We start from the raw sequence: 17,581 nt of genomic DNA, 5'->3' as shown, positions 1-17,581 counted from the left end.
CCTGTTATCTTTCAGGCTTCTTCTATGAATTACCAGCGTACATCAATTCCTTCAAACTGCAGCTTCTCATATTCAGGAACAACGGTTGGATCGAGCGTTACAATATTAAGAGATTCTAATTTAAGAATATCTTCAGCTGTACCATTAAAAGAAGAATTCATGATGTTAAGGTACCTTAGGTTTTGTAAGCCTTCCTGTACACTACTTAGATCAAGGACTGTCGGCCCTATGAAAGTCAGCTGTTCTAAACTGGGGATCTTTTTGAATACGGTGTCTTTCATAATGGCTTGATTTAATTTCAAAACTCTCAGTGATTTCATTGCTTCAAAATACTCCAAATCTCCTTTGACATCATAGATGCCGTTTAAATGGCTCCCATTAATCGTAAGTTTCTCAAGTTCTAAAAGGTCGCCCTTCGTAAGAGAATCTGGATCTTTATTAAGAGAACGACCAATCGAGGATAAGATTAAATCATCCAAAATAACAGGTTGATTGACACCGGACACTTTCTTGAAATCGTGCTTCATAGAATATAAACTGAACAGTTCCTTTACTATTTCTTCGCCATTCTCCGCTAGGTAGAAGAGTTCAGCTTTAGCAAGGTGAAGCGGTTGATCCTCCTGATCAATCCATTCTAAATTCAGCGCAAGATCTAAATCCTCCCTTTGAAAACTTTGAATGGAGGGAGGCCAGTCTGACTGAAAGGATAAAGGGTCAATTGTATTTTCTGTAAAGGCATAGGATTGCTTCAAAAGATTAAGCTCATTTCCATCTTCAATCCTGGTTGTTGAATCCGCCATCACTTCTATACCGTTATAGCGCTCAATGAGCGCAGCTGCGTCTTCCTGTGCGGGCACATTCAAAAGTAAGTGTTTCAATTCATCAATTTTTTCAATAAGGGATATATCTTCAACCTCATTAGGAGAGGGAGAAGGAGTTTCCTCTACATTGACTGGCTCTGATTTCTGAAATGGGTGATCGGAATGGAAGACGTAAATTGATGCCCCTGCGATACATAGAGCAAATAAAGCCGTTATCAGCTTCGGTAAGTGAAAAAAGGAATGTCGGTCGGGGTGTGTCTTCTTTTTATAAAAGCGCTCTTTATCCTTATTAGTAAATAAGGGGCGCTCACTGATTTGCCGGTCAAGGGCTTTTTTTACTCGTTGATGATCCAAGGATCCAGCACCCCCTCATCTACTTGTTCTTTCACCAGCTGCCTGGCGCGCTGCATACGAGTTTTTACTGTAGACACATTTGTGTTTGTCACTTCAGCAATCTCTTTTTGAGTCATATCTTGTTGAAATGTCAAAATCATGACTTCTCTGTATTTAATAGGTAGTTGTAAAATAGCGTTTGCAATTTCGTTCCACTGTTCTTTTTGCATGACTGTATGCTCAATCTGGTGGGGGTCTTTTTGATCCAGCCATTTGTTTCTGACCAATTTAATACGGTGAAGGGGAGAGCGGAGGTAGTCTTTGCATTGATTAATAGCAATACGTACCGACCATGTTTTTATATGGGATTGACCGTTAAATTGATCCCACTTCCGGTAAATCTGGATAAGAACGTTTTGAAAGATGTCGTCCGTTGTATGGTAGTTTTTCACATATGTATAGATGGTTCGTTTAAGCGACTCACCGTATTGGTTCATAATGAACTCAACAGCTTCATCACGTGTGAAGGTATCGTTTGGGTTCCCGGTCACCGTCTACATCTCTCCTTTCTCATATAATTAGACGTTTGGAAAGTATCCAGGGTCTGCAATCGGCAGAAATTTATTTAAAATTTTTTGTTTGGGGGAAAAGAAAAGAGGAGGTGAACCGATGGTTTATGATGTTGCAATTGTAGGGGCAGGCTTTGGAGGATTGGCGGCTGCTGCAGATCTTACAAAAAACGGTCACCGTGTCGCTGTGTTCGAAGCTTCTAATGAATTAGGAGGAAGTGCAGGAAAGTTTGAACGAGAAGGGTACCGGTTTCAATCAGGTGCGACGGTGGGTATGGGATTTGAAGAAGGTGGTGTCTTTGATCGTTTATTTCAGCGTTTAGAATTACCTAAACCAGAGATGCACCTGTTGGATACGATTATGGATATCCATATGCCGGATCGGACCATTCATTATTACCGTAAACCTGAAAAATGGTATCGGGAAATCGAAAGGGTTTTTGGAACAAGAGCCTCTTCTATTCAAGAATTTTATCAAGAAGTTTTCAGGGTAGGGGCTGCTGTAGATGAATTGACCCACCGTTTACCTGTTTTTCCTCCAAGAACAATGAAAGATATGGTTCGATTACTCCCACTTATTAATAAGTCTTCAGTGAAGCTTCTTCCTTTTATGACTCAGACAGTCGAAGACCGATTAAAAAGATATGGCTTAGAAGACCATCGGCTTTTTCGGATCTTTTTAAATGGAGAACTGATGGATAGTGTTCAAACGAGTGTTGAGTATTGTCCTGCTTTCCTGGGATGTGCAGCCTTACAGACGTTCCATAAAGGTGCCTTTGCGGTAAAAGGGGGGCTTGCGAGTATCGCCGAACGATTAGCTGACTATACGCGGGCTGACGGAGGTGAAATTTTCCTGCGCCATCCAATCCACTCAGTTGAAAGAAAGGGATCTCTTTTCACACTGAAATCAAAAAGAAGCAAAGAATTTCAAGCAAAAAAAGTGGTGCTGAATAATTCTGTCCATAATCTACATGATACGTTATCTGAAGAACTAGGTAAACAGTCCTATATTCGTTCCTCTGATGAAAAAGAAAAGGAAGCATGGGGAGCGTATATTATTCATGGGGGGGTCAACCACACAGTATTTGAAGATACGGATGTTTTGTATCATCAATTTATTGACCCGGACCACCCGGATGACCTCCATGATGGCGGGCAGTTTCTTCTTTCATTATCACACCCGGGTGATTCAACGATGGCTCCTCAAGGAAAAAGGTCCTTTACGATTTCGACACATACATCTGTAAAACCGTGGTGGAATTCAAAACAGTACGAAGCAGACAAAGAACAAATGAAAGAAAAACTTCTTCATACCATCCATCATTATTTCCCGTCGTTTAAAGACAACCTGGATCTTGTGCTTCCCGGCACACCGGTAACGTTTAACAAATGGCTGCGCAGAAAAGAAGGGAAAGTAGGGGGGTATACACCTACAGGAAAGTACAGCTGGGCAGACAGTTATTCTATCCGAACGGGGATTTCTGGTATTTACCAGTGCGGGGATACAGTTTTTCCAGGTGCAGGAACGCTCGGGGTAACTTTATCTGGTTTAATGGTATCCAAAGAAATATCGCGGTGATTAGTACGAAGAGTTTAGGGAATAAGAAGTTTAAGGATGTAGAAAGGAGTGAATTTCAATGTACGGACAAGGCTTTGACACCAATGGGTATCAGGCAAATCCCAACAGCTATGATGAATGTTCCAGATGCGGAAAGCCCCTTGCGACAAAAGTGGAAGAGGAATTGAATTTGTGTAAAGAATGCCAACGGAGACAGGAAGATCATAAAGTCGAAAAAATCGACGATTAAGAGGGTCACGTATGGTGGCCTTCTTTTATGAGTCATTCAACAGCATAAACCATTTGTCTTTACACCATAATAAGATTAGTGTTAGAGTCATTTATTGTGCATTCAAACATGCCTAACAACAAAGTATGAACTTAAAGGAGACAAACATGGATAACAAAACATCAGGCCGGATTGACTGGCCGGTATTTGCAATTAGCGGAGGTTTATTAGTTCTCTTCGTCGTTGTAGCACTTATTGATATTAACTTAATTGAAACATTGGTGAGTAAAAGCTTCGCCTGGTCAGCGAAATATTTTGGAGCCTTCTGGCAGATTCTTATGCTGGCTACATTTTTCGTTGGACTTTGGCTCGCTTTCTCTAAATATGGAAAGATTAGAATGGGGGATATGGATAAGCCTGAAATTGGTCTTTATAAGTGGCTGTCCATTATCATGGCAACCCTTCTCGCTGGCGGCGGCGTATTTTGGGCTGCGGCGGAACCCATGTGGCATTTCTTAACCGTTCCTCCGCATCAGTCAGGTATTGAAGCAGGAACCGAAGCAGCGATTAATCCAGCACTTGCTCAAAGCTTTATGCACTGGGGCTTCCTTGCCTGGGCTATTCTTGGAACGATCAGTGCTATTGTTATGATGTATGGCCACTACCATAAAGGTATGCCGATGAAACCACGCACACTGCTCTATCCTATTTTTGGAGAGAAGTTGAGAAACAGCTGGTTAGGAACGCTGATTGATGCCTTCTCTGTTATTGCTGTAGCGGCAGGAACGATTGGTCCAATTGGATTTTTGGGTCTTCAGGCGAGTTATGGATTGCAGGAAATCTTCGGTATACCGAATGAATTCAGCACTCAATTCACAATTATTTTAGCTGTTGTACTTATTTCAACCATTTCTGCTGTATCTGGTTTATACAAAGGCATTCAAATGTTGAGTAGTTTTAACGTTCGTCTTGCGATTATTTTAATGGCGTTTATTGTCGTCTTTGGTCCTGGTGGATTTATCATTGATCATTTCCTTTCGGGCTTTGGTTACTATGTAGATCAGTTTATTCCAATGAGCACGTATCGTGGGGATGAAGGCTGGTTATCCCTTTGGACAGTATTCTTCTGGGGATGGTTTATTGGATATGGTCCAATGATGGCTATTCTTGTCAGTAGAATCTCCAGAGGGCGGACGATCCGTGAAATTATTGTAGCCATTTCAATCTTTGCACCTGTTATCTCGACGTTCTGGTTCACAGTTCTCGGCGGTTCGGGAATTTTCTTCGAACTGAACAACCCAGGGTCTGTGTCTGATGCGTTAAATGAAGCAGGTAACCCGGCAGCCATGTTTGCGATTACCGGGCAGTTCCCACTCGCAGAAATCGTTTCTCCATTGTTCTTGATTTTGACGATTCTGTTTGTCGTAACTACCAGTGATTCTATGTCTTACACTATTGCTATGGCTGTTACTGGTGAAGGGAATCCGCAAAGCTGGCTTCGAGTTTTCTGGGCTGTCTTAATGGGATCTATTGCGATTATCTTATTAATCACAGGAGATAGCGGAATTACTCAGCTTCAAAACTTTATCGTCGTTACAGCTGTACCCGTTTCGCTGTTACTGCTGCCTATGATTTGGCTTGCTCCAAAAGTAGCTAAAAAAATGGCGATTGATCAACGAATTACAAAAAAATAATGACAAATATAAAAACCGGCGCTTTTTACTGCGCCGGTTTTTTTGTGTTAAATTTCCCGAAGAACAGCCCGGACAGGACTTCCGTCGGCTTGTTCCATCTTTAAAGGAAACGCCATCAACTCATAAGTACCCGGGGATACGTGACTGAGCTGAATACCTTCCAGGATGAGAATGTCGTGTTTATATAATGAATGATGACCAGGTAGGTCTTTGCTGGTTTCAGGATCAACAGATGGCGTGTCCATTCCGATCATATTGATTCCTTGGCTTGAAAGATAAGAGGCGGCTCCTTCTCCAATTACTGTGTAATGATCAGGAAAAGACGTCCGGTCGTTCCAACTGTTCGTCTTAAATAAGACTTTGCTTACAGACTGAAAATTGATGTGCTGTAAATCTTCTCTTGTAATTGTTGGTTGGTTTTCCATCGCAAGGACAAGAGCTTTCCCTGTAAACCGTTCAACAGGAAGATCGGCTATTTTCTTTCCTTCTGAGTCATAGTGGAAGGGGGCATCCACATGTGTTCCGATGTGGTTGCTGGCTCTGAATTGACCTATATTCACAGAACCAGTTTCATCCATGGAATACGTCAGGCTGTAGTGAAATGGCTCATCACCCGGCCAGGGGGGAGTTGCATTGTTTAAGGGCATACTAATATCAATCCATTTCATGTACATTCCTCCTTAAGCGATAATATCGCGTTCATTTTTAAACGCCTTATGCTTTTCATTTATCATGATATCTTTTAATACATGAATTACATGAAACACGTCTTCAAAGGAAGTATAAAAGGCAATGGGTGCAAGGCGGATAACATTTGGGGACCTGAAATCCGGTATAACCGATTCTTGTTTCAATGCTTTGCAGATGCTTGCTGCTTCCTTATGGACTAAACAAACATGCCCGCCCCTGTGGTCGTCTTCGGAAGGGTTCATGATTTGAAAATGAAAAGAGGAGAGTTCCTGTTCAATCATTTCCATCATCAGCCTTGTAAGCTTTAAAGATTTTTTCCTTACCTCTGAAATTCCAACTTCATTGAACATTTCCAGTGAACCAAGCAGAGGAGCAGAGCTTAAAATGTGCGGCGTGCCAATCTGGAAAGCGCCTGCTGTAGAAGAGGGGGATAATTGGTGGCTCATATCGAACTGCTGCTCCTTATTGGAACTAAACCAACCGGCTAAGCCTGGTTTTCTGCCAAGATGTTTCTGATTGACATAAAGCCCCCCTACACCTCCGGGCCCGCTGTTGAGATACTTATATGTACACCAGACAGCAAAATCCACACCCCATTTGTCTAAGGTATGGGGTACAGCACCTATAGAGTGGGCTAAATCAAACCCTGCCAGAATCCCTTTTTTGTGTGCTGCTTCTGTAATGCGGGGAATATCAAGCAGCTGTCCGCTTCTATAAAGTACGGAAGGGAGAAGGACCAGTGCCGTATCCTCATCCATATGCCTGATTATTTCAGCCTCATCTAATGTGTAGCCATCCTTGCTTTGCACACGAATGAGATGTTCCTCAGGATCAAGTCCGTGTAAAAGGATTTGACTTTGCAAGGCATAAATATCTGAAGGGAAATTCAGCTCATCCGCAATAATCTTTGTCCGCGTTCCTTCCGGTTTATAAAAAGTCGCTAATAATTGATGGAGATTTGTCGTGATAGATCCAGTATTTATCACTTCTTCCGGCTCAGCACCAAGTAAAGGAGAGGTCATCTCTCCGATTTTTTCAGACATGTAGAACCAAGGTTCCTGCCCTTCTGTCCATCCTCCGATGCCTTGTGTTTTCCAATCTTCCAATGCTGTATATAGATAGTTTTCCGCTCTGCGGGAGAGAAGACCCAGTGAATTTCCGTCCATATAATACTGCCCATCTTTAAGGTGGAATTCACTCTTATATGCGTGCAGAGGATCTTCTTTATCTAACTGCTGAACTTTTTCTCTGGTCCAAAAATGCCGTTTCATCAAAATTCCTCCTTACATAAAGGCTCGTGTTTACCTCTGGAATGACTTTCTAACATTGCACAGCAGGGCGATATTCCAAAACATTCTTAGATGGAAGGCCCATCTTTGGTTCTGAGCAGGATTATTTTAAATGATGCCTGGCCAGGACGGCTTTAATCAATGAATACGTATAATCTTCAGGTAACTGTTCTTTTATAGTTTTCAACTTTCGATCTTCGGACTGTTCGTAGACCTGCAGCACTTGTACTTCCTGTTCTTCATTAAACCACCGGGGCCAATGAATATCTTTTCCTTCTTTGGCGCTTCGGAAGAGATGATTCTCTATGGTTTGAGGGCTCATGTTTCTTTCTTCAGCGATTTCTTGGATGGACATGGATTTCTCATCCCAAAGCTCATACGTAATCATGTAGCTTGGACGGTCTTCCCATGGGTCTTTTTTTGATGCCATGGAAGCATCCGAAGGCCGAACAGGTTTTGGTTTACTGTCTGCATTTTCTGCCCATGGGCGGATGAATTGGAGGAAGGTTTCTCCGTATTGCTCCCACTTCTGTTCTCCGACCCCTTTTATCTGCAGCATTTCCTGCTTTGTTTCTGGCAGGTATACCGTTAGTTCCTTTAATGTAGCGTCAGAAAAAATAACGTAAGGGGGAAGTCCGACTTCATCAGCCATTCTTTTCCTTAACTGACGAAGCTCTTCAAAATACTGTTCATTATAATTAAGCTCCTGTCTGGCCGTAGTGGTTTCAACAAGCATAATGACAGGCTGATCTCCCTTGATTACAGAAACAGCTTCTTTTGTAAGCTGTAAAGCAGGATACTTTCCTTGTCCTGTAGAAATGTAGCCTTCGGCTGTCAGGAAATGAATAAAACGGGTCAATTGTTTCTCCGTGTAGCCTTTCATGATTCCGTAAGTAGATAACGTGTCAAATCGAAACTGTTTTACCTTTTGATCTTTAGATCCTTTAAGAACTTTAGCGGTTAAACCCGCCCCAAAATGCTCGCCCATTCTTTTAATACAGGAAAGCACCATCTGCGCTTCTTTTGTCATATCCTGCTCTTCACCCTCATGAGTACAGTTGGAGCATTTTCCGCAAGGTTCAGGAGCAGTAGGATCATCGAAATAATCAAGGATGAACTGTTGCAGGCAGGTGTGCGTATGACAGTAATTCACCATAGCCTGCAGTTTTACATATTCATCTTTCTTCTTCTCTTCAGAAGGAGACTGGTCGATTAAAAAGCGTTGAAGGTTAATATCCTGGCTTGAAAATAGTAAAACGCAGTCTCCTGGTTCACCGTCTCGTCCTGCACGTCCTGCTTCTTGATAATAGGATTCAATATTCATCGGCATGGCATAGTGAATCACATAACGGACATTTGACTTATCGATTCCCATTCCAAAAGCATTGGTGGCAATCATGGTTTTGATTTCATCCTGCACAAAGTCCATTTGTGATTGTTTACGCTGGTGTTCGGTCATCCCGGCATGATATTTGCCGGCAGAAAACCCTTTTTTAGTCAAAAGGTAATGGAGTTGATCGGCATCTTTTCTCGTTGCTGTATATATAATCCCCGATTCGTTTGGGATTTTAGTTAGATATTCGTCGATAAATTCACGTTTATCCCGTCCTTTAATGATTCGGAAGGAGAGATTCTCACGTGCAAACCCTGTATTGACTACATCTTCTTCCGATACGTCAATGAGCTGTTTTATATCCTTAATGACCTCTTGTGTAGCTGTGGCTGTCAAAGCCATCAGCACAGGCAGGTTGGAAACCTTCTTCAATGTAGGGACGATGGAGCGGTAGCTTGGGCGGAAATCATGACCCCATTGAGAGATACAATGAGCTTCATCAAAAGCAATTAAAGAAAGCGGTATACTATTCAACGCAGAAAGGAAATTCGGCGAATCAAAGCGTTCAGGAGCAACATAGACAAATGAGTAACGGCCACTTTTCATATCGCGCAGACGCTGATGCTGCTCCTCAGCAGAAAGGGAGCTGTTGATATAAGTGGCAGCAATTCCATAGGAAAGCAGCGCGTCCACCTGATCCTTCATAAGGGAAATAAGAGGGGATATAATCACCGCTGTTCCATCGAGAGAGAGACCGGGAATCTGATAACAAAGCGATTTGCCTCCCCCTGTCGGCATGACGGCTAAGGTGTTTCTCCCTTCTAACACATGGAGGATGGCTTCTTCTTGTCCTGGCCGGAAAGAGGAATAGCCATAGTATTGCTGCAGAATTTTTTCTGCCTTTTCTATCATCGTGATCATCCTTTTTGCGTAGTCATTCTTCTTTTCACATCTTATCATGTTTCACGTGAAAATAGAGGGGAAAACTAATCTTGTCTGTAAGTAAAGAAAGGAGACGTTCGCATCATGAAAGCAATTGTCATTGAACAATATGGTGATAAAAATCAATTAATTGAAAAAGAAATGCCCCGCCCAGTCCCGGGTGATCATCAAGTGGTTGTAGAATTACATGCCACTTCCATTAACCCTATAGATTGGAAGGTAAGGGAAGGATACTTGAAGGAAATGCTCGACTTTGATTTCCCCATCATTTTAGGCTGGGATGCAGCAGGAGTGATAACGGATGTAGGAAATAAGGTGACAAACTTCAAAGCTGGCGACCGTGTGTTTGCTCGTCCAGATACAACCCGCTTGGGAACCTATGCGCAGTATACAGCGGTTGATGAACATCTTCTTGCTCATATCCCTGAGAATGTTTCCTTTGAAGAGGCGGCTGCTGTACCACTTGCAGGTTTAACGGCCTGGCAGTGTCTTGTTGACTTCTCTGACATAAAAGAAGGCGATAAAGTATTGATTCATGCCGGATCCGGGGGTGTTGGCCATTATGCTATTCAAATAGCGAAGAACATGGGAGCCTACGTCGCAACAACTGCAAGTGGAAAGAATAAAGAATGGGTTGAAAAACTTGGGGTTGATGAGTTTATCAATTACAAAGAGAAAGACTTTGCTGATGAATTGAGCAATTATGATATCGTTCTTGATACACTTGGTGGAGAGATTCAGGAAAAAAGTTTTGGGATCCTCAAAAAAGGGGGGAGCCTTCCGTCCATTGTCCAGCCTCCAGAAGATAAGCTAGCTGATGAACATGGGGTGAACGCAGGTTTTGTCTGGTTGGAGCCGGATGGAGAGAAATTAACGAAACTGGCTCAAATGATGGAAGAAGGAAATTTAGTGTCTGTGATCGGGCATCAGTTTAATTTCTCTGCAGAAGGACTGCAGGATGCACATGATTTGAGCGAAACCCACCATGCAAAAGGGAAAATTGTAATTAAAATAAAATAGAAAAAAGAGGTAAACTCGGGTCTCTATTTTAGAGAGACCTGAGTTTTTTATTATCCTGCAGATCCCGGTAATAACTTACATACATAATGAAAAAAGCATGGGTAGATAAAGGAGACTTTCGTTTGATTTTTTAATTTTCTTACAATTTATGCGTAGCTGGAGTAAACTAAGGGTAGAAGATTAATAGTATGTTTGGAATGGAGGAGAGATTTTGTTAACTAATTATCAAACCGGCACTTTCTTTGATGAGATGATGAAACAAGACGGTCAGCCCAAAAGGCATTATCAATGGTTTTATCAATTGGTTAATCAGTTTTCTGAGAGAGATTTAATGAATAAGCATGAAACAGCTCAACTGAACTTCCTTCGTCAAGGGATTACCTTTACTGTTTATAACCATACAGGTGGAACAGAGAGGACGATGCCTTTTGATTTCGTACCTATTATTATTCCAAGGCATGATTGGGAGAAGATTGAAAAAGGTATGAAACAGCGGATGACAGCACTTAATCACTTCTTAGATGATGTTTATGATGAACAGAGAATTGTTGAAGCGGGTATAATCCCAAGGGATCTTATTGAAAACAACCCTTATTACTATAAGAAGCAGGTCAGTGGATTAAAGGTACCTTTAAATAATCACATCTTTCTTGCAGGTGTAGACTTAATCCGCGATGAGAATGGGGATTACCGTGTTCTTGAAGATAATTTAAGAAACCCATCCGGGATGTCTTATGTCTTCCAAAATCGATATGTCATGAGACAGGTATACCCGGAATTATTCTTCCAGCACTCGATTGAGACTCTGGAACATCAAATATCCGAACTGCACCGTTCTGTCATCAGCCATTTACCAGAAAATGCTGATGTGACATCGTCCCCTACGGCCGTATTGCTGACGCCTGGAATTTACAATTCCGCTTATTATGATCATGTGTTTTTAGCACAGCAGATGGGAATAGAACTCGTTGAGGGCAGGGACTTAACGGTGAAGGATGATGTTGTCTATATGAAAACCATCCGCGGGCTGAAACGGGTAGACATCATCTATCGTCGAATTGACGATGACTTTCTTGATCCCGAAGCTTTCCGTCCTGATTCGGCGCTTGGCGTGTCCGGTTTATTGAGGGCGTACAAAAAGGGGAATGTATCGATACTGAATGGAATTGGTAACGGGGTGGCAGATGATAAGGCAATGTATGTCTATGTTCCTGATATGATCCGCTTCTATCTGGATGAAGAACCGATTATCCCGAATGTTGAAACTTACTTCTTGAGTGATCCAGAAAAACTGGACTACGTGTTGGAGAACATTGACAAACTGGTAATCAAAAATGTCGGTGCTTCCGGGGGGTACGATATGCTGATTGGACCACAATCAGAAGAAAGTGAGCGCGAGGAATTTAAGCGGAAGATTATAGAGAAGCCCAGCCAGTATATTGCGCAGCCAACCATTAAACTATCCAGAGCGCCCGCTTACCAGGAGGGCAGGTTCTATCCGTGTCACGTAGATCTGCGTGTCTTCGTTATGAACGGAGAAACAACCAATGTTCTACCTGGCGGGTTATCCCGTGTAGCTCTTAAGGAAGGATCATTAGTCGTCAACTCCTCTCAGGGTGGAGGAGGGAAAGATACATGGATACTTTCAGAAGGTGGTGATTTTCATGCTTAGTCGTGTAGCGGATTCTTTATATTGGATGTCCCGTAACATTGAAAGAGCTGAAAACAATGCGAGAGTACTCAGGGTTCAGCTCATCCATATGCTTGAGACGTCCAGTCAGGAAGTAGCAGACCGTGATTGGGAAGAGATTCTGGAAGTATGTGCGTCAGCATCTGACTATTACAACTTGTATGAGCGGCTGGATCGAGAAACTTTAATTCAATACTTAACCATTAGTCCGTTTAATACGAATTCATTGATGAACTGTATGAATTATACCCGCGAAAACGCACGGTCAACCAGAGAGATTTTACCAGAAGGACTTTGGGAAGTATTGAATGAATTTCACCTGGACCAGAAAGACTGGCAGGAGCTCCCTAATACCAGAGAGCATACACAGGCCTACTTAGACAAAGTCATCAAGACTTCGATGACGTCACAAGGCGTCATTGAATCAAGTATGAGCCGTGGAACGCCGTATACTATGATTAAGATTGGGAAGTGGCTGGAAAGGGCAGAGAAAACCGCCCGGATCCTTAACGTCACATGTGAAAAATATAAAAAAGAGGCCAGTGCTTCAACTTCTACGAACCAATATTATTATTGGTTGACAGCTCTTCAGTTTCTAAATGGATATGATGCCTATATTAAAGAGCACCCTCCGACAATGGAGTCTGAAAAAGTGCTCAGCTTCTTAATTAAGGAAGGAAGATTCCCAAGATCTATCCGCTATTGTATGGAACACGTATTAGAGGCAGTTCATAAACTCGAAGGAGGAAAAGTCTCTCATTATTCAGAAGACCTCTTCCAAATGCTTGAATTAATAGAAGATGAAATTTCCAGAACGAATATTGAGGAGATGGAAATGGAAAGTCTGATGGAGTTTTTAGATCATTTCCAGGATCGCTGCATGACACTCAGCCGTATGTTCTCTGAAACGTACTACCTTATTGAGCCGGTCCGCGTGAATTAGGGGAGAAATACAGGAGGAATACCTTGTGAAATACCAAATTGAACACACCAATACCTTTTTTTATGAGAATTTTGTGGATCAAAGCATGAATCACATCCGCTTGAAACCGAGGACAGATGAATGTCAACGTCTGTTGGCTTATCGTACAGAAATAACCCCGGGATCAATGACAAAGGAACATATAGATCTATGGGGAAATCATGTGGAAACCTTCTTCATACCTGAGAAGCACCAGCATTTGACCTTAAAAACCATTTCAACCGTCAGCATTCAGAAAAGTCCTTTCATTCGAATGATCCCATGTTCAGATGAAATGCAGTCGATTTTCCACTCGGAGTTGTTCCGTCGTCACTATTTAGCTTATTTGAATGAAACGCCTTATACTTTCTTATATAAAGAGCAGATTGAAGAAATAAGGGATATTATTGGTGAGGCTCAGGATCCCGTGCGTTTTTCATTACAGCTGATGGAGTACATCAATCAATCCTTTATCTATGATACCACCACCACTCAAGTCAACACGAAAGCTTGTGAGTCCTGGCCGTTACGATCAGGGGTCTGTCAAGATTACGCCCATATAATGATCGGAGTATTAAGATCACAGGGTATACCCGCACGTTATGTCAGTGGTTACCTCTATGTCGGAGAAGACTCCGCACTTATTGGGGATGCAGCAACTCATGCATGGGTGGAAGTTATGGTCCCTGGTATAGGCTGGATAGGGCTTGATCCTACGAATAATGTGGAAGCTTTGGAGCAGCATATACGAATTGGTACGGGAAGGGATTACGCTGATGTCAGTCCCCTTCAAGGAGTGTACAGAGGCGGAGGACAAAATTTAGATGTGAAAGTAAGTGTGACTCTCCTGGAAAAATAGTGAAATAAATGAAAAACCCTCTTCTTTAAGAAGAGGGTTTTTAATAAACATGCCGTTAATTTTGATAGCTTTCTGATGCTTTCGGATGTCCTTTAACGAATTGAATCAGCCAGCCGATGAGGCCGCCAATTAAAGCAGGAACCACCCAGCTCAGATTCAGCTCATATAATGGCAGCTGACTAATCATAGGTGTAAGAGAAGAAACGTCAGTCCCGAACGCTGCCATTCCGTCATATAGACCAATAATCGCTGTGAGAGAAATAGCTCCTCTATAAACATAGGGGGAATGATTAAAGAATCGGCTTATAAATGTTAATGCAACGAGTACAATTGTAATTGGATAGAAGAAGACAAGGACAGGAACAGAATAAGAAATAATTTGGTTCAATCCTACATTAGAGATTCCAAAACTAAGCACGGTAACAATTAAGATAACGGTTTGGTAAGATAACCCGGATACCCGTGTGGAAAAGAATTGGCCGCAGGCAACCGTTAATCCTACACAAGTCGTTAGACAGGCTAACCCTACAATGCCCCCCAGTAAGATAGTACCGACATCACCATACATGATTTGAGAGGCACTAGAAAGGATGGCGCTTCCGTTGTCATAAGAACCTTCTGTTGCCATTTTTGCTCCGATCCATCCGATCGAAACATACACACCTGCCAAGCCTAGAGCTGTAACTAGTCCAGCTTTCAACGTGCTTATTGTTAATTGCTTTGTACCTGTAACTCCGCGATCACGGAAAGAAGTGACGACAATTGTACCGAACGCAAGTGAAGCAATAGCATCCATCGTCAAATATCCTTCAATAAAACCTGTAAAGAAAGGCTGGGATTCGTATTTTTCTCCAGCCGGTTGAATGGGACCGTTGAGCATAAAGAAACTTCCAACCACCAGTGCTACGATGGCAAGGAAAAGAGCAGGTGTTAAAAACTGGCCGATACGATCAACCAATTTAGAAGGGTTTCGACTCAACCAATAGACAATGATAAAAAATAAAACGGTAAACAGAAACAGAGTCATGGACCCTTTGCCAATGAATGGAGCCACACCTGTTTCAAAAGCTACGTTCGCAGCCCTGGGAATGGCAAAAAAAGGACCGATTACCAGGTAGACCATGGCCGTGAACCAAAGGCCAAACTTAGGATGGACCCGGCCGGCTAATTGAACCGCGCCATTTTGAAATAGGGAGACAGCAGCTACAGTAATAATCGGTATACCTACTCCAGTGATTACGAATCCTATAATAGCGGGTATATAAGAAGTACCTGACTCTATTCCTAAGGAGACAGGGTAAATTAAGTTTCCAGCACCAAAGAATAATGCAAATAAAGTGAAACCAACAAACAGGGTATCTCTGGCTTTCATAACGTGCTCCTCCTCTTAGATGTCTTTTTATTCTGCGTAAAAAAAATCGCTCTTATCCAGAAGGGAAGCAACCTTTCCGGAAGCGATCAGGATTAATTTTTATCATTTATATTTTGAATTTTCTATACGCACCGCAGTAATACTATCAGTGTGAAATAATGATGTCAATCCTTTCTCAGAAAATTTAAAAAGGTTATGTTTTCCATGTAGAAGACGTAAGATTATGGTTTTAAAATGTGTCAGAGGGTAATTAAGTTTGTTTACAAGAGGGAAAGCGGGGAATAGAATATGTCTATGCATGTGTGAATTCCTTACATATATTTTGAAGACGAGGAGAAATGATCATGATTGATTCGCTCTTGTTACAGCTCATGCTTATTGGATTTCTAGGAGTCGGCTCTCAATGGGTTGCCTGGCGTTTCCGTCTGCCTGCAATTGTTGTCATGTCCATTGCCGGACTGCTTGCGGGCCCGGTCTTTGGTCTGATGAACCCAGAACAGGATTTCGGTGATTTGTACAAACCGATTATATCGCTGGCGGTGGCTGTTATCTTATTTGAAGGAAGCTTGAATTTGGATTTCAAAGAAGTCAAAGGATTAGGGAGACCGGTCTTCCGTATTGTTACGATCGGCGCTTTCCTAAGCTGGATTTTGGGTTCCTTTGCAGCTCATTATGTAGCGGGATTATCCTGGGCCGTTGCCTTTACCATCGGAGGGTTATTCATTGTTACGGGACCTACTGTAATTCTTCCTTTATTACGTCAGGCTAAGTTAAAACCGAGGCCGGCTAAGATTTTAAAGTGGGAAGGGATTATTGTTGACCCCATTGGTGCATTGCTGGCTGTTTTTGCTTTTGAAATTATCCTTTTTCTAACAGTTAATGATCCGTCTGCACTCCTAATGTTCTTTCTTGCTTCAGCTTTTGCTGTATTTCTTGGCTGGGTTTGCGGGAAAGGGATTGGGTGGATGTTTGAAACAGGGTACGTCCCTGAATTTCTGAAATCGCCTGTGGTCTTTGCTGTGGTCATAGCGTGCTTTACCGTAGCGGATGAAATTATGCATGAAACAGGATTGCTGTCTGTCACAGCGATGGGAATGACTATCGCCAACATGCACATCTCCTCTATAGCAGATATGAGACATTTCAAGGAAAATATCTCTTTATTATTAATATCAACAATTTTTGTTATGCTGACTGCTTCTCTAACGGTTGAAACGCTTGTAGAAATTTTTAATATTCAAATTATCGGCTTTGTTATCTTAATGCTTTTTATTGTTCGACCGTTGTCGATATTTCTATCTACAATAGGGACAGATTTATCTAAATCGGAAAAGCTGCTGGTTGGATGGATTGCTCCAAGAGGAATTGTAGCTTTAACTGTTGCAAGTTATTTTGCAAGCATCTTATTAGAAGATGGCTACGAGGATGCGTCAATCTTAATATCACTTACTTTTGCACTAGTATTTACAACGGTAGTCGCCCATGGCTTTTCAATTGGCTGGCTTGCTAAAAAGCTTGGGTTATCTATGGAAGGACCTCCGGGGGTACTCATCGCAGGTGGAAGTGCGTTCAGTACAGGACTTGCGAAAACGCTGGAAGATTTGAATATTCCTGTACTTCTGACAGATTCGTCCTGGCAGAGGCTTTCGCGGGCGCGCTCGCGGGGGATTGAGTCTTATCATGGTGAAATCTTATCTGAGCAGACAGAATATTATCTGGATATGACTCCCTATGAGTATTTAATCGCTGCTACTGAACTGGACTCATATAACGCCCTTGTGTGTACGACGTTTGTTCCTGAATTCGGAAGGAACAATTCTTTTCAACTGAGTCTAAGTAACAAGGAAGGGGATAACCTTGAGGACTTGGTTCATACGATTGGAGGCCGCATTCTCTTTGAGGAAGGTGCTTCATGGGAAGAGTTAAATGCGCGCGTTGAGAACGGCTATGTATTCCGTAAAACGAATCTGACAGAACAGTATACGTTTGAGGATTATATGGAAAATAGTGATGAACATGCGATGCTTCTTTTTGCTAAGAGATCATCAGGAAAGGTTGAGTTCTTTACCCCTGAAGTTGATTTCCGCGCTGAAAATGGGGATGTGATTGTTTCTTTAATGCCCCCAAGTAAAGAGTTTGAAAAGATACAGGAGAAGCTGGAGGGGCAGAGGAGAAATCAAGAAAAGAAAGAGTAAATAAAAGCGGAGGCACCTTAAGGCGC

General features: G+C 42.2%; 14 protein-coding genes. 8 read left to right on the top strand and 6 right to left on the bottom strand.

Going from position 1 to position 17,581, the window contains the following annotated elements:
* Positions 1-29: 29 nt before the first annotated feature.
* Positions 30-1,175, bottom strand: coding sequence for a hypothetical protein (locus tag LC036_RS09840; protein WP_226581616.1), 1,146 nt, complete (start codon positions 1,173-1,175; stop codon positions 30-32).
* Positions 1,157-1,705 (bottom strand): sigma-70 family RNA polymerase sigma factor, encoded by a 549-nt coding sequence (locus LC036_RS09835; protein WP_226581614.1) that lies wholly within the window; start codon positions 1,703-1,705, stop codon positions 1,157-1,159. The genes LC036_RS09840 and LC036_RS09835 overlap by 19 nt, the downstream gene beginning before the upstream one ends.
* 118 nt (positions 1,706-1,823) lie before the next feature.
* Between LC036_RS09835 and LC036_RS09830 the strand changes: the two genes are divergently transcribed.
* The 3 genes from LC036_RS09830 to LC036_RS09820 all read left to right on the top strand — a co-directional run bounded on the left by LC036_RS09830 (position 1,824) and on the right by LC036_RS09820 (position 5,204).
* Positions 1,824-3,302 (top strand): phytoene desaturase family protein, encoded by a 1,479-nt coding sequence (locus tag LC036_RS09830; protein WP_226581612.1) that lies wholly within the window; start codon positions 1,824-1,826, stop codon positions 3,300-3,302.
* Between the two features lie 58 nt (positions 3,303-3,360).
* On the top strand, positions 3,361-3,531 hold the full coding sequence (locus LC036_RS09825; protein ID WP_226581610.1) for a hypothetical protein: 171 nt from the start codon (positions 3,361-3,363) through the stop codon (positions 3,529-3,531).
* A 146-nt stretch (positions 3,532-3,677) separates the two neighbouring features.
* Entirely contained in the window at positions 3,678-5,204 is a 1,527-nt protein-coding gene (locus LC036_RS09820; protein WP_226581608.1) for a BCCT family transporter, read from the top strand.
* Between the two features lie 47 nt (positions 5,205-5,251).
* Here the strand turns inward: LC036_RS09820 and kynB are convergent, their stop codons facing one another.
* From kynB to recQ, 3 genes are all read right to left on the bottom strand, one after another.
* Positions 5,252-5,872, bottom strand: coding sequence for an arylformamidase (gene kynB, locus LC036_RS09815; protein WP_226581606.1), 621 nt, complete (start codon positions 5,870-5,872; stop codon positions 5,252-5,254).
* Between the two features lie 12 nt (positions 5,873-5,884).
* Complete coding sequence (gene kynU / locus LC036_RS09810; RefSeq protein ID WP_226581604.1) at positions 5,885-7,165, bottom strand: kynureninase; 1,281 nt, start codon at positions 7,163-7,165, stop codon at positions 5,885-5,887.
* 121 nt (positions 7,166-7,286) lie between these two features.
* Complete coding sequence (gene recQ / locus LC036_RS09805; RefSeq protein ID WP_226581602.1) at positions 7,287-9,428, bottom strand: DNA helicase RecQ; 2,142 nt, start codon at positions 9,426-9,428, stop codon at positions 7,287-7,289.
* Positions 9,429-9,542: 114 nt separating this feature from the next.
* On the opposite strand from recQ, the gene LC036_RS09800 reads away from it, so the two are divergent.
* From LC036_RS09800 to LC036_RS09785, 4 genes are all read left to right on the top strand, one after another.
* Positions 9,543-10,478, top strand: coding sequence for an NADP-dependent oxidoreductase (locus tag LC036_RS09800; protein ID WP_226581600.1), 936 nt, complete (start codon positions 9,543-9,545; stop codon positions 10,476-10,478).
* Between the two features lie 211 nt (positions 10,479-10,689).
* Positions 10,690-12,150, top strand: coding sequence for a circularly permuted type 2 ATP-grasp protein (locus LC036_RS09795; RefSeq protein WP_226581598.1), 1,461 nt, complete (start codon positions 10,690-10,692; stop codon positions 12,148-12,150).
* Positions 12,143-13,111, top strand: coding sequence for an alpha-E domain-containing protein (locus LC036_RS09790; protein ID WP_226581596.1), 969 nt, complete (start codon positions 12,143-12,145; stop codon positions 13,109-13,111). The genes LC036_RS09795 and LC036_RS09790 overlap by 8 nt, the downstream gene beginning before the upstream one ends.
* A gap of 25 nt (positions 13,112-13,136) precedes the next feature.
* Entirely contained in the window at positions 13,137-13,988 is an 852-nt protein-coding gene (locus LC036_RS09785) for a transglutaminase family protein (RefSeq protein ID WP_226581593.1), read from the top strand.
* Between the two features lie 55 nt (positions 13,989-14,043).
* Here the strand turns inward: LC036_RS09785 and brnQ are convergent, their stop codons facing one another.
* Entirely contained in the window at positions 14,044-15,360 is a 1,317-nt protein-coding gene (brnQ, locus tag LC036_RS09780) for a branched-chain amino acid transport system II carrier protein (RefSeq protein ID WP_226581591.1), read from the bottom strand.
* A gap of 344 nt (positions 15,361-15,704) precedes the next feature.
* Between brnQ and LC036_RS09775 the strand changes: the two genes are divergently transcribed.
* A complete protein-coding gene (locus tag LC036_RS09775) occupies positions 15,705-17,555 on the top strand; it encodes a cation:proton antiporter (RefSeq protein ID WP_226581589.1) in 1,851 nt (616 codons plus the stop codon).
* Positions 17,556-17,581 lie beyond the last annotated feature (26 nt).

It is taken from the genome of Halobacillus litoralis (assembly GCF_020524025.1).
Classification (GTDB): domain Bacteria; phylum Bacillota; class Bacilli; order Bacillales; family Halobacillaceae; genus Halobacillus; species Halobacillus litoralis_D.
Note: the sequence above shows the minus strand (reverse complement) of the source record. Positions and strands in the feature narration are given on the sequence as shown.

Excerpts from the sequence above, each read along its gene's own strand:
- LC036_RS09830 (WP_226581612.1), top strand. The coding sequence starts at position 1,824 with ATGGTTTATGATGTTGCAATTGTAGGGGCAGGCTTTGGAGGATTGGCG.
- LC036_RS09775 (WP_226581589.1), top strand. The coding sequence starts at position 15,705 with ATGATTGATTCGCTCTTGTTACAGCTCATGCTTATTGGATTTCTAGGA.
- LC036_RS09800 (WP_226581600.1), top strand. The coding sequence starts at position 9,543 with ATGAAAGCAATTGTCATTGAACAATATGGTGATAAAAATCAATTAATT.
- LC036_RS09790 (WP_226581596.1), top strand. The coding sequence starts at position 12,143 with ATGCTTAGTCGTGTAGCGGATTCTTTATATTGGATGTCCCGTAACATT.
- LC036_RS09820 (WP_226581608.1), top strand. The coding sequence starts at position 3,678 with ATGGATAACAAAACATCAGGCCGGATTGACTGGCCGGTATTTGCAATT.
- kynU (WP_226581604.1), bottom strand. The coding sequence starts at position 7,165 with ATGAAACGGCATTTTTGGACCAGAGAAAAAGTTCAGCAGTTAGATAAA.
- brnQ (WP_226581591.1), bottom strand. The coding sequence starts at position 15,360 with ATGAAAGCCAGAGATACCCTGTTTGTTGGTTTCACTTTATTTGCATTA.
- LC036_RS09825 (WP_226581610.1), top strand. The coding sequence starts at position 3,361 with ATGTACGGACAAGGCTTTGACACCAATGGGTATCAGGCAAATCCCAAC.
- kynB (WP_226581606.1), bottom strand. The coding sequence starts at position 5,872 with ATGAAATGGATTGATATTAGTATGCCCTTAAACAATGCAACTCCCCCC.
- recQ (WP_226581602.1), bottom strand. The coding sequence starts at position 9,428 with ATGATAGAAAAGGCAGAAAAAATTCTGCAGCAATACTATGGCTATTCC.